Genomic DNA, 12921 nt, shown 5'->3' with positions numbered 1-12921 from the left:
TGTTTCAGTCACCTTTTGTCTCCATAGCCTCTGAGCAAGATTTTATGAATTGTCGTTAAGATTCGCAGACAATTTGGGGACAAAACCCTGTAAGAAAAGAATCTTTCAAAACAGCGCTAATTATGCAGGGCATACTTGCGATTACTTACCAAAAAAGTCGATTCCAAAAACCGCTAAGGTTTCTGGAATCGACTTTTTTCGTTAAGGTTTTTGTTAATGATCAGCTGTTGCTCTCTTGAAGATGCAGCTCTTTTGAAGGGGCTGTTTCCTTTAGTTCTTGCCCTTGTCCTTCAATCCGTTTGATGTCCCGGCGAATCAACAGCGAGATCAGGAAAGCGATGGACACCAGGACAATGAAGACGTAAAACACCGGCAAATAGCTGTCGGTCCGCTCTCTGATCTGCGAAACGATTGCCGGTCCGATGATCCCCCCCAACGACCATGTTGTCAAAAGGTAGCCGTGGATCGCACCCAATTGCCTGGTGCCAAAAAGATCTCCGATAAATGCCGGAAGATTGGAAAACCCGCCGCCATAGCAGCTGATGATGACGAGGATCAATGCCTGGAACAGCAATACATTGCCGATATTCGGAAGCATTACGAACGCAACAATCTGCAGTCCAAAGAAAATTGTGTAGACGGTTGGACGGCCGATATAATCAGAAATCGCAGCCCATCCGAGTCTGCCTCCACCATTGAAAATCCCCATGAGTCCGACCAATGTAGCAGCGCCGGCTGCTGAAAGCCCGATTAACTCCTGTGACATGGGTGATGCAACAGAGATGATCATGATGCCGGCACTTACGTTGATCAGCATCATTGACCAAAGCATCCAAAAACGGCGCGTTTTCACTGCCTCTTTGGCAGTCAACTGTGCCAAGTCTTTTTTCATGACTTTTTTGCCGGAATCAATGGCTTGCTGCATTCCCTGCGGCATCCAGTCTGCCGGTGGCGGCGCAATGTATGAAGCGCCCAAAACAATCAGGATAAAATAACTTATGCCAAGAATATAGAAAGTAGTGCTGACTCCAAATGAACCGATCAGATTGGCCGCAACCGGTGCAGTGATCAACGCACCGGCCCCGAAGCCCATAACTGCCATACCGGTTGCCAATCCTCTGCGGTCCGGGAACCATTTGACGAGAGTCGAAATAGGCGCGATATAGCCTACCCCCAGTCCCAGTCCGCTTAACAGACCGTATGTAAGAAGAAATAATCCCAGCGATTCGATGTGAATGGCAAAGCCTGCACCCGCCTGCCCGAAACCGAAGAGGAATGCTGCCAGAATCGCTGACTTCCGGGGTCCCTTCTTCTCGACAAATCCACCAAAGAAAGCGGCCGAGATACCGCCAAGTGCCATCATGATCGTGAAGGCATAGGTGATTTCTTTAGCTTCCCACCCCATTTCACTGCTGATTGGCGTCGTATAGACACTATAGGCATATGCTGCCCCGATTGACAGCTGGATGGCAATCGCCGCTAAAGCGATCAGCCACCTGTTTTTTGTTTTTTTCATCAAATATCCCCCTTTTATAGTGAAATTTCCACCTCATCACTTTTGAAGCGATTCTACAGACAATACATCTTAATCCAAAATAAAACAAATACTTTTTTGAAAAAAATAATTTTTAAAGCACATAAAAAACATGAGAAAGCCAGGCGGCAGTGCAGGAAAGCCACTTTAAAAATTTTTCTTTTGACCGGTTAAGTGGTTAACAAAGAATATGAAATTCCCTGCCTGCACTCCCTTTTCAATTCGCTGTTTTGCGGGAATTTCAAAACTCTCTAGTTCAGATGCCGAATCTGCTGGCTTAACCATTGTTTAAACGAATGCAATCATTTTACACAAGGTATTCACCGAAAAAGAGTTACAGTAAAGAAACAGCACAAAATAGTCACAATTATCCGAAACTACTGTTTTGATATTTTCGGATCGTCTTCCATAGCCTCGATGTAAGCGCTTACCGAATATATTGATGTATCCATAAGTGAACCTGCAAGATTTGTGCTCCAGAATACATTACAAGGAGAGATTCAATTGACAACAACAAAAGGTTTAGAAGGTATTGTCGCAACCCAATCCGCCATCAGTTCCATCATCGATGACACACTTACCTACGTCGGCTACGATATCGATGACTTAGCGGCAAACGCAAGCTTTGAAGAAGTGATTTACCTGCTGTGGCACCAGCGTCTGCCGAAAGCAGGCGAATTGGCGGAACTGAAGCAGCAATTGACAACTGATATGTCAGTGCCGCAGGCAGTTTTGGACCATTTCAAAACATACGACATCAAAAACGTTCATCCGATGGCGGCTTTGCGTACAGCCGTTTCCCTGTTGGGCCTCTTCGATGAAGAAGCCGAAGTAATGGAACCGGAAGCGAACTACCGCAAGGCGATCCGCATCCAGGCCAAAATCGCCACATTGGTGACTGCGTTCGCACGCGTCCGCAGCGGACAGGAGCCGATCTCACCGAAAGCCGATTTAAGTTTTGCCGCCAACTTTCTCTACATGCTTTCCGGAAATGTTCCAGCCGACATCGAGGAAGAAGCATTCAACAAATCACTCGTGCTTCACGCCGACCACGAATTGAACGCGTCGACATTCACGGCACGCGTTGCCGTTGCAACTCTTTCCGACGTCTATTCCGGTGTAACGGCAGCCATTGGCGCATTGAAAGGCCCGTTGCACGGCGGAGCCAACGAGCAGGTGATGAAGATGCTGACGGAAATCGGCTCTGTGGAAAACGTCGAAGCCGCCATCAATGAAAAACTTGCAAACAAAGAAAAAATCATGGGCTTCGGCCACCGCGTTTACCGCAAGGGTGACCCGCGAGCGAAGCATTTGCGTGAGATGTCCCAGAAATTGACGAAAATCCGGGGCGAAGAGAAATGGTACGACATGTCGGTGAAAATCGACAAAATCGTCACGGGCCAAAAGGATCTCCCACCGAACGTGGATTTCTATTCGGCCTCTGTCTATCACAGCCTGAACATCGAGCATGACCTGTTCACGCCGATCTTTGCGGTCTCCCGAACATCCGGCTGGCTGGCTCATATTCTTGAGCAGTACTCGAACAACCGTTTGATCCGTCCGCGTGCGGAATATATCGGGCCGGGCATGCAGACATACGTGCCGGTTGACGAGAGATAAAGATAAGAAGAATAAAGGCGATTCCTGTACAAAAAGGAATCGCCTTTTCAGTTTGTTGAGAAAGAAAAGTATGTAATCGATATTCCGCAAAACAGCTTCGCTTGCCTGGGGGCTCGCGCTGAGCTAACTCGGTCTCGTTGCACTTCGCCCGAGTGGATCTCAGCACTTCGCTTGGTCCCCTGGGCGTCTGCGCTGTTTTGCTCCATATCTCGAATCGCTTTCTATAAAAGAATATCCTTTTAAGTCTAGCTCAAGAAGCAGACACTCTCATTCTACATAGAACAAAAATGAAGCGTCAGGCGGTGAAGGGCAAAGAGGTGCTCCTGCATCGCTCCGTTGCTTCGTCGCAAAGCGAGTCCTGAGACCCCGCAGGGAGCGCAGCTACTGAGGAGGCTTGGGCGTGAGCCCGCGGAAAGCGCGCACCGGAACAGAAAGCAACCGTTCCATCGCCTTATTTTGTCAACTCTTGAGATAAAACATGTGAAAAACACTTGACTGCGCATAAGAAAGCATCCGTCTAGAACGTAATGATTATAGAAGATTATAGAAGTTGATGGTTTCTCGACAGCCTGAAAAGGCGGTTCCTGTACAAACAGGAACCGCCTTTTTCATCTGTCCCGAAGAAACAATTTGTCAATTTCAGCTTGATCTAGCAGTCTTCGCATTGCTGTGACCAAGCGACCAGACGACAACCGGTATAAGCAGGAGCGCAAGGAAACCGCCGCCGAACGACAAGGTAGAAAAGCTGTAGCCGGCGACCACCATCCCGGACAGCATGCCGCCCGCCGCACCGGACAGCGCCACAAGCACATCGACCGTCCCTTGTGTTTTGGCCCTGGCCTCCGGCAAAGTGGAATCGACGATCAGTGCCGTCCCGCTGATCAAGCCGAAATTCCAGCCCAGACCAAGGAGAGCAAGTGCGAGTACCAGCATAGGAAGCGAGCCGCCTGGTGCTAATGCTGCAACGGTGCCTGCGGATAGAAGTGTAGCGCCTGCCGCGATGACCATCGCAGTCCGGCCGATTTTATCCACCAATACCCCGGTCAGCAATGATGGCAAATACATTGCCGTGATATGGATGCTGATGACCATGCCCACTGCGCTGAGGCTATGTCCATGATTGCCCATATGAACTGGCGTCATTGTCATGATCGCCACCATGACAATCTGTGTGATGACCATCACCGTTGCGCCAAGAAACACGCCCCGGCTGTTGATTGCAGGTATGTCGGCAGCTGATTTATTCAGCACCTTGTCATCCAACTCTTTTTTATTTGCAACCGCCTGTGCCACAAGCAAAGGATCCGGTCGCAGGAATAAGAACAATACAAGAGCTGCTGTAAAATAGGCTGCCGCAGCCAGGATGAATGGCCCCGCGAGCGCCGGAATGCTGATGGACTCGGCGAAGCGGCCCATGACGCCGACAAGGTTCGGTCCGGCGAACGCACCAAAGGTCGTTGCAACCATGGCGATACTGATCGCCTTTCCTCGCTGCTTCGAGCTTGCCAGATCCGTACCGGCATAGCGGGACAGCAAATTGGTCGCTGTTCCCGCTCCGTAAAACAGGAGTGAAATGAGGAGCATCACGATATTGTCCGCAACCGCCGACAAGATGACGCCGACAGCCCCTGCACCGCCGATGAAAAACCCTGCAGCGAGCCCCGGACGCCTGCCGAATTTCTGGGACAGTTTACCGACTAGATATGCGCCGCCCGCAGACCCCAGAGTGAAAAGAGCAGTTGGAATTCCGGCAAAGCTCGCGTCTCCGAACATATCCTGTGCCAGCAATGCGCCGACTGTAACGCCTGCGGCTAGTCCTGCCCCGCCCAAAATCTGCGAAAAGACCACAACCCACAGCGTTTTCCGGTACAATTGCTGCTGCATTTCCGGCGACTCCGTATATTGCCTCATCAATTCGGAATTCCCCTGCCCCGAATTGTGTTTTTCTTCTTTCCCAGCCATGAAACTTCCCTCTTTCTGTATCCTTCTTTTGTATTAGTATGCGCTTGAAGGCGAATTTCAACAATCCCCAAAATAAAATAGAGGGATAACGCCGGATGAAGCGAATGTATATACTATCAGTTCAGGGGGTGAAACAACGTTATCCCAGCCACTTCAGCCAAGGCGCAAAAGAGCTTTGCACGGCCAGTCATACAACCCAATTAAAAGGAGTGAAGAATACGGATGAAAAAGAAGTTACACCCCTCAAATCCTCTCCAGTGCTGCCGATATTTGAAAAATTTTCGAAAGCCCGCGATGTTTCGCTGATCTACGGTGATCCAGTCGAGATGCACGGCCGGACCATCATTCCGGTAGCCAAAGTCAAATACAGTGTCGGTGCAGGTTCCGGCAGCGGTTTTGAACATGAAGACAAAGATCCGGCGTCTCCCGGCTACGAGGAAGTTGAAGGAGGCCAAGGCGAAGGGGCTGGCGGCTCTTTCCTCATCAAGCCAGTGGGCATTTACGATGTCACAGCCGAAAAAACCGTTTACCGCCCAATTGTGCCATTTGAACTCATTGTCCTTCTCCCGCTCATGATGACCGGGCTAATATTTTTGATGGTGCGAAGCCAGGAAAAGCAAAACCGCCGTATGGATCATCAAAAAAGGCGCGGCATGCGGGGTGGCAATCGCTGCAAAGACAAAGGGCAAGGCAGGAAGATGAAAGGCATGGGACACAGCGATTAAAGTACATTCACCGTTATTGGAAATGCCAAAAGCCATCCGGAAATCAATTGATTTCCGGATGGCTTTTTGTCGTCCGAAGCGTTCTTCGGCGGATGATTTTCTATACTTTTTCTGTATTGGCGAGTTATGTTTCTGATTATCTTTTTATAATAGAAGAAACTCGAATTTCTTAAGCTCATATTCCCCGTAATTGGCGTCTATTACTCAGCCACTTGCTCCGATCTTTTCAACGCCTTTTCCATATGGTCCAGCCATTTGATGCATTTTGTCTGGAGCCAGGGAAACGGGTGATAATACAGCGGGTGGTTTTCATAAGCCACACCATTCACCGGTGCCAATTCCGATAGAATGATATGGGCTTCTTCAGCAGCATTTCTGATCGCCGCCTTAGTCCCCCACCCGGCGATAACCGAATCCGCTCTTTCCACAATATCCAAAAGTTCGGGATAGCGATCGATCGAAAAAATCGTGTGGCGGCTGTCCCAATATCGCTCCATGTACTTCTGGCCTTCATGATAGTCAGCAAATTTCCCTGTTCTGATATCCGTCAGATTGATGACCTCTATCCCATTCCAATTCATCCGCTCCATCAACCGCATCAGCTGAAGCATCGTGTTATCAGGTGCAGCTGCTAATAGCGGCAACTTGTCTGCTTCTCCGGTTAACATGGGAATGGAATCTTCCCCGTCCACCGGAAGGCATTTCCCGGGATTCAGCAGCACAAAAAGCGCGTCAACTCCATCTCCGTGAGTTCCCCTCCGGCGGATGGCAGCCAGGCTGCGGCAGAGATGCGTCCGTTCGCCTGTTCTCAATTTGTAGAAAGCGGCTTCTACAGAGAAAATTTCTTCCAGGACCTTTGCTGATTGAAACATACAATTCCTCCTTCAACAATTTTATAGTTCATTTCTGTTGAGGCATCGTCGGAATGACCGGCAAAGAGATCCGTCAAGCTATCTTTAAGTGCTTTCATTATAACAACGGGAACGTATGTTTGCAATTATTAATTTTATAATTCCGAATTTTTTTTGAAGGGCTATTGTAAACCTGTTTTTCCGCAATAAAAAACTTATCTGGACTTCGCATTACACTCATCCCCCTCTTACTCTTCAGGAATCTCCATATTTACAGCATCTAAAAAGGAAACATAAACCAGGTGAAACCACCCGTCTATGTTTCCTTCTATATTTCTTCTGTAAACTGTGAAACAAGTGATCCCCTGGATTTTTTCAGTCAACCATAGAGAATTCCACTGTGTCTTTACTCTTTTTTCGAATCATCTATCCAGACCTCACCGTTTTTGTAATACATCCCTTCCGGATAACGGAGATCCATTACTCCATCCTGAGTTTCCTGCGAAGGCGCTTTTGTGATCAGTGAAACAACAATAATCGCAATGATTGCCGCCGTTGCTCCAAACACTCCAGCACCCGTATCGATGATTCCCAGGATACTCAAACCTGCAAATCTGGAAGCAAAAATGTAACCGAGCGTCACCACCAGACCGGTGACCATCCCTGCAATAACACCCGGTCCATTTGCCCGTTTCCACCAAACGCCTAAAATAAGGGCCGGGAAGAAAGTGCCTGACGCCAGTGCAAAGGCCCACGCAACAATTTGCGTAATAGCTCCCGGCGGATCCAATGCCACAATCCCTGCTGACACGGTTGCAATGATGATCGACCAGCGGCCAACCAATAACCGTTTTCTTTCGGTCGCATGCGGGTTGATGGAACGGTAGTAAATATCCTGGGACAGCGCTGCAGAAATCGCGATCATTAATCCGCCGGCTGTTGAAAGTGCAGCGGCCATTGCCCCTGCTGCCATTAAACCGATGACGAACACACCAAGATTGGCGATTTCCGGAGTTGCCATGACCACGATATCATTGCTGATCACGAGTTCCTCCCATTGTAAAATGCCATCGCCATTATCATCTGCCAGCGAAAGCGATCCGGTATTGACCCACGAAGTTGTCCAGGCAGGTAAATCAGCAATTGATGAACCTGCTACTTGAGTCATTAAGATAAAACGCGAAAACGCCGCGTAAGCAGGTGCTGACAAATAAAGCAAGCCGATGAAAAGCAATGCCCAAGCCCCGCTCCAGCGAGCCGCTTTCATTGTCGGAACCGTGTAAAAACGAACGATGACGTGTGGCAGGCCAGCTGTGCCCGCCATCAGCGTAAACATCAGAGCCAGAAACTGCCATCTCGTCGCCTCTGTAAATGGTACTACGTATTCCGATATGCCAAGCTGAGCATCCAATACTTGCAGTTCGCTGACGATCTGGCCGTAAGAAAGCCATGGCAACGGATTATTGGTCAATTGAAGTGACATAAAGATGACCGGTATAAGATAAGCTGTGATCAACACGATATATTGAGCAACTTGTGTCCAGGTAATCCCTTTCATCCCCCCGACCGCAGAGTAAAAGGCGATTAGAGCCACACCAATCATAGTTCCGATGGCCGTATCAACTTCCAGCAGACGGCCAATCACAACTCCTGATCCTGAAAGTTGTCCGATTGAATATGTAAAGCTGATGATGATTGTTGCAACAGCGGCTATTAAGCGTGCTGTGCCGCTGTTATAACGGTCTCCGATGAATTCGGGAACCGTATAACGTCCGGACTTTCTAAGCTGCGGAGCCAATAAGAAGGTTAATAGAAGATAACCGCCCGTCCATCCCATAATATAAGCAAGGCCGTCGTAGCCTAAAAGCATGACCGTTCCCGCCAGACCGATAAAAGAAGCGGCACTCATCCAGTCGGCGCCTATCGCCATTCCGTTAAAGACTGCCGGTACATTCCGTCCTGCCACATAGAAATCGGAAGTCACCCGTGCCATATTGTAAAAGGCTATCCCAATATACAAACCAAAAGTCCCTAAAATCAGGCTCAGTGATACTATAAATTGTGCATCCACCAGTTCTCCCCCTTTTTAAAAGTACATCCAAGATCTTCAATTTTTTGGATGCTCCCTTTTTTAGAATGCTGTATTGTTTATGTGAAACCGGTTGTTATTTCTTTTTAACCTGGTCAAGGCCAAACTTTTTATCAATTCGATCACTTACAATAGCATTGATGAACAATAGAATGATGAAAGTAAGAATCGCTCCTTGAGCACCCATGAAATAATGGAAAGGAAATCCGTTGACGCTAAAACCTGACAACTCCTCCGCGAAAAACACGACACCAAAAGAGACGACAAATCCAATTGCCAAATAAATAATAATTAAAGTAGTACGAATGCGATAATAAGCATCTGCTTCTTTTTTATCTATCTTCCTCAAATTCTTCACCTCATTATTTTTGATAAGATCCAAATTATATATGTTGAACTAATAAACTATAGTAGCTGATATTCCGCAAAACAGCTAAGCTTGCCGCGGTCTTGCGTCGAGCTAACTAAAACCCGTGCTCCTGCATCGCTTCGCTAGCTTCGTCGCAAAGCGTCGGCCGAACTACCTTCGGCCAACACTTGGCTATTCGCCCGAGTGGATCTCGCCACTTCGTCGAAACGAAGTTGGAAAGCCAACTCCGTTTCTGCTCCCGCAGGAGTCTACGCTGTTTTGCTCCATATCTCTAGAGAGTTCTCTCAGCGCCGGCGCGGCTTAGGAGCAGGCGAATGCCGACGAAGTAAAAGACGAGTGCTCTTCTCGGCTTATTGCGGGAGCCAAGGTGTGCCATACGAAGATGGCACCTCCTTTGCGACGAGCTTGCGCAGGAGCATAATCCTGGACCTTGTCCATAGCGCCGAAGCGGTATGGAAAGTGAATTCTTTAGTTCAACTTATACAGACCGGAAAAATTAAATTTTGCTCATCCACTCAAACTAAAAATGAAACGGACCGTGTCTGTGAAAGGAAGAGGCACCATGATGATTTTCACTAAAATGAATGCAAAGATGGAAGCCAAAGGCACGAGCAAGTAAATCGCTTTTTTCTTTCTCAACCCCAATATCACTGATGCAACTGTCACCAGTCCGAAAGCTATAACCCAAATCATATAAACCTCCTTCTGCAAGTGCTGTCATTGCTGCTTTTTAGTTCATTTGGCCTTCCCTGTCTGATGAACATCCCCCTTTTGAATGGATTTTTTTTCAAAATGCATTATTTTAATTATTCTAATAATTCTAATTTTTGTCAACCATCAATTAAAAACGAAATTAAAAAAGCGGCTGAAGATATTTCTTCGGCCGCTTCATATTTAAAGTTTTATTTACATAATGTTGATATCACCAAATATTAAAATCCAGCAAATCCTCCAAATCAACAGCAATTTATTCCTTAAAATGATACTCACTTCAATAATTTATTTTCAAGCACCAAGCAGCATTTGATCAAACGCGAACAATGCCTCATTGATCTCGTGGATATTGTAATTCTTCCGCTCAATGAAATAGAGAATAATCAGATCGAATTTATGGCTGCGTGACAATCGGTAGCCCGCTGTTCCAAGCAGCTCTTCGGTCTCGTAAAGATCCAGTTGGAGTGCCACGGCAAACGCAACAATCGTCTTTTTCAAGGGCGTGTAGCCAGGGGAATTGCGGATCTTGGAAAAAAGCTTCCTGTCGATATTCGCCTTCTTATACGTTTCAGTATCCGTCATGCCTTTTTCGTCAATGAAACGGAGCAGGCGCTCTGAAAATGATTCGTCCACGCCTTCAAGAATATCCTCCAGACTGATTTCCAGTTGGGATTCCAGTCGAATTTCCTGTTCCTGAACATCAACAATGGTATCTGTATCGATTTTCTTCCGGTAACGCGTATCCTTTTTCTCAAGCGTCCTTACTTCATTTTCGTCAATAAAAGCTTCAATCGATTGGAAGAGTTTTTCACTGATTCCGAAAGATTGCCGGTCGAATACCACCAGATAGACCTGCATTTCACGCTTTAACAGAAAGGCTTCGATTTCGGAAATGGCAATCCGCAGAGCGGGTTCTTTCGGGTAGCCGAAGATTCCGGTGGAGATGAGCGGAAACGCGATCGATTCACAGCCGAGCTCATGGGCAAGTTCCAGTGAATTGCGGTAACAGTTCCGCAGCAAGTCTTCTTCGTTATTGAATCCGCCTTCCCAGACGGGTCCAACGGTGTGAATGATGAACTTGGCGTCCAGACCAAAAGCATCCGTATGCACCGCTTCTCCCACAGCACAGTGGCCGATGCGGTCGCATGCCTGCTGCAATTCTCGAGGTCCTGCGGCATTGAATATCGCACCGCAGACACCCCCGCCCATTTTCAGGCTGGAATTTGCCGCATTGACGATTGCGTCGGTTTTAATTTCCGTGATATCGTGGCGTACGATTTGCAGTGGCATGTGCCAGTCCCCTTTCGGTTTTTTCTATATAAGTTGAACTAATAATCTATAGTAGCCGATATTCCGCAAAACAGCTGCGCTTGCCAAAACCCGTGCTCCTGCATCGCTGCGCTGCTTCGTCGCAAAGAGCCGGCCTTGCAGGCTACGGCCAACTCTTGGCTTGCGCTGAGCTAACTCGGTCTCGTTGCACTTCGCCCGAGTGGATCTCAGCACTTCGCTTGGCCCCCTGGGCGTCTTCGCTGTTTTGCTCCATATCTCTAGAGAGTTCCCTAAGCGCAGACGGATGCCGCCGGAGAAAAAGAGGAGTGCTCTTCTCGACTTATCTCAGGAGCCAAAATCAAGATGTGCCACACGAAGATGGCACCTCCTTTGCGACTAGCTTGTGCAGGAGCATAATCTTTGCCCTTGTCCATAAATGAAAATATAATTCTTTACTTCAACTAATATAGTTGCTTATGTATAATTATTATAACCCATAAAGATGTGTTTTTTTGTATCGGTTTCTGTTCAGTGCTCACCTTCAAGCGCTGGAGTGGCGATCATCGCAACTGCCATCAACAAAAAGAAGTAACCGCCTTCTCCCTGCCAGGATTGTAGGTGGTTACTCTTTTGCTTAAAAAACATCTTCAATTTGGCCAGCCGATCTTATACGCCATGTACTGCATCGACCGGGTGTTAACGCACTCGGTCTTTTTTATGTCTAAATTATAGCATACTGTGTTTTTAGGTTCTGGTATTGATAATATGGTTTCCTCTATTTAAAAATTTACGGGAGTTGTTAATTGGGTTTAAAAAAGCGTATTGCTTATGAATGATTTCATCCGAGGATTTGATACTAACTAAGGAAACTTTTGGCACATATAGGACGTCTAAGTTGATGAAATAATCATACTTCTTATTCATCTAAGGGGCAGAATGGCTGAAAAAGAATAAGAACAATGAAGGGGAGATTAGAATTGGATTTTGGTTGGCTTAATCTTGGCAGCCTCGTGCTTGGACTAATTGCTTGGGTACTTCCTGTTGTAAATTTCGGACGCTATGAAAAGCAAAACCATTGGATCACTCGTTCAATTATAAGTCTTAGTGCTTGTGCTATTTCGCTGAGTTTTCAGATATTTTATAGTTATTACCTAGTAAAGATTGAAGATTGGCCTTCTCTTATGGACACGATGGGAGCTGTCGCTCTTGTTTCAGCAGTTCTTCTCTTCGTTACAATCATTTTAAATGTGAGTACTATAATCATATATCGTGATAGAGTGGCAAATTAGGTTTTAATCCAATTGTTTTGAAAAGTTATACTTACATTAATTTTCTACGGATCCCAGCCCAATTTCAAGGCACCTGAATGGGAATAGTAAACTCCTTATTTACATGATAAACTAAGGAATGCAGCTACATAAAGTGGACGGGCGGTTGGCACTCCCTTGAGAAAGGGGGTGTTTAAATATGGTAACTTACGATGCTATGAATATGCTGTTTCAATTCGGTATAATCCTCGTTTCAGCCTTAACGGCTGGAGTCGCAATCATCGCAATTGCCATAAACAAAAAAAGTAACCGCCCCCTCCCTGGCAGGATTGTGGGCGATTACTATTTAAGATAAACATTCACTATTTTGGCCAGCCGCTCTTATACGGGATGTAATGCATCGACCGGGTGTTAACGCACTCGGTCTTTTTTATATCTAAATTATAACATACTGTGTTTTTAGGTACTATTTAATGCAGCGGCCTTCGCTTTTATCTCTTTTGTGATTGAAAGACGGTG

General features: G+C 46.8%; 11 protein-coding genes. 4 read left to right on the top strand and 7 right to left on the bottom strand.

Translation table 11 applies throughout. The annotated features are described in order from the left end of the window. Window positions 1-220: 220 nt before the first annotated feature. On the bottom strand, window positions 221-1516 hold the full coding sequence (locus tag DIJ65_RS07160) for an L-lactate MFS transporter (RefSeq protein ID WP_117300583.1): 1296 nt from the start codon (window positions 1514-1516) through the stop codon (window positions 221-223). Window positions 1517-2038: 522 nt separating this feature from the next. On the opposite strand from DIJ65_RS07160, the gene citZ reads away from it, so the two are divergent. Further along, the gene (gene citZ / locus DIJ65_RS07155) at window positions 2039-3154 is read left to right on the top strand and encodes a citrate synthase (RefSeq protein WP_117300585.1); all 1116 of its coding nucleotides are present in this window, start codon (window positions 2039-2041) and stop codon (window positions 3152-3154) included. A 639-nt stretch (window positions 3155-3793) separates the two neighbouring features. On the opposite strand, the gene DIJ65_RS07150 is transcribed toward citZ, so the two are convergent. Continuing rightward, window positions 3794-5116: an MFS transporter gene (locus DIJ65_RS07150; RefSeq protein ID WP_117300586.1), complete on the bottom strand. Its 1323-nt coding sequence runs from the start codon at window positions 5114-5116 to the stop codon at window positions 3794-3796. 104 nt (window positions 5117-5220) lie between these two features. Between DIJ65_RS07150 and DIJ65_RS07145 the strand changes: the two genes are divergently transcribed. Beyond that, on the top strand, window positions 5221-5841 hold the full coding sequence (locus tag DIJ65_RS07145; protein WP_185959517.1) for a spore germination protein GerW family protein: 621 nt from the start codon (window positions 5221-5223) through the stop codon (window positions 5839-5841). A 200-nt stretch (window positions 5842-6041) separates the two neighbouring features. On the opposite strand, the gene DIJ65_RS07140 is transcribed toward DIJ65_RS07145, so the two are convergent. The 5 genes from DIJ65_RS07140 to DIJ65_RS07120 form a co-directional block, all read right to left on the bottom strand. Then, entirely contained in the window at window positions 6042-6713 is a 672-nt protein-coding gene (locus tag DIJ65_RS07140) for a DUF1643 domain-containing protein (RefSeq protein ID WP_117300589.1), read from the bottom strand. 385 nt (window positions 6714-7098) lie between these two features. Beyond that, the gene (locus DIJ65_RS07135) at window positions 7099-8763 is read right to left on the bottom strand and encodes a sodium:solute symporter family protein (protein ID WP_117300591.1); all 1665 of its coding nucleotides are present in this window, start codon (window positions 8761-8763) and stop codon (window positions 7099-7101) included. A gap of 94 nt (window positions 8764-8857) precedes the next feature. Then, window positions 8858-9130 carry a DUF4212 domain-containing protein gene (locus tag DIJ65_RS07130; protein WP_117300593.1) on the bottom strand — a complete coding sequence of 91 codons (273 nt, stop codon included), beginning with the start codon at window positions 9128-9130 and terminating at the stop codon, window positions 8858-8860. Window positions 9131-9658: 528 nt separating this feature from the next. Further along, a complete protein-coding gene (locus DIJ65_RS07125; protein ID WP_117300594.1) occupies window positions 9659-9844 on the bottom strand; it encodes a hypothetical protein in 186 nt (61 codons plus the stop codon). A gap of 312 nt (window positions 9845-10156) precedes the next feature. Next, window positions 10157-11155: a macro domain-containing protein gene (locus DIJ65_RS07120; RefSeq protein WP_117300596.1), complete on the bottom strand. Its 999-nt coding sequence runs from the start codon at window positions 11153-11155 to the stop codon at window positions 10157-10159. A gap of 956 nt (window positions 11156-12111) precedes the next feature. Between DIJ65_RS07120 and DIJ65_RS07115 the strand changes: the two genes are divergently transcribed. Both DIJ65_RS07115 and DIJ65_RS16300 read left to right on the top strand, forming a co-directional pair. After that, entirely contained in the window at window positions 12112-12423 is a 312-nt protein-coding gene (locus DIJ65_RS07115) for a hypothetical protein (RefSeq protein WP_230321304.1), read from the top strand. A 178-nt stretch (window positions 12424-12601) separates the two neighbouring features. Beyond that, a complete protein-coding gene (locus DIJ65_RS16300; RefSeq protein ID WP_185959516.1) occupies window positions 12602-12757 on the top strand; it encodes a putative holin-like toxin in 156 nt (51 codons plus the stop codon). The last annotated feature ends 164 nt before the right edge of the window (window positions 12758-12921 follow it).

Origin of the sequence: Planococcus salinarum (genome assembly GCF_007004625.1) — a bacterium.
Taxonomy (GTDB): domain Bacteria; phylum Bacillota; class Bacilli; order Bacillales_A; family Planococcaceae; genus Planococcus; species Planococcus salinarum.
This window is presented reverse-complemented; position numbering and strand designations above follow the sequence as displayed.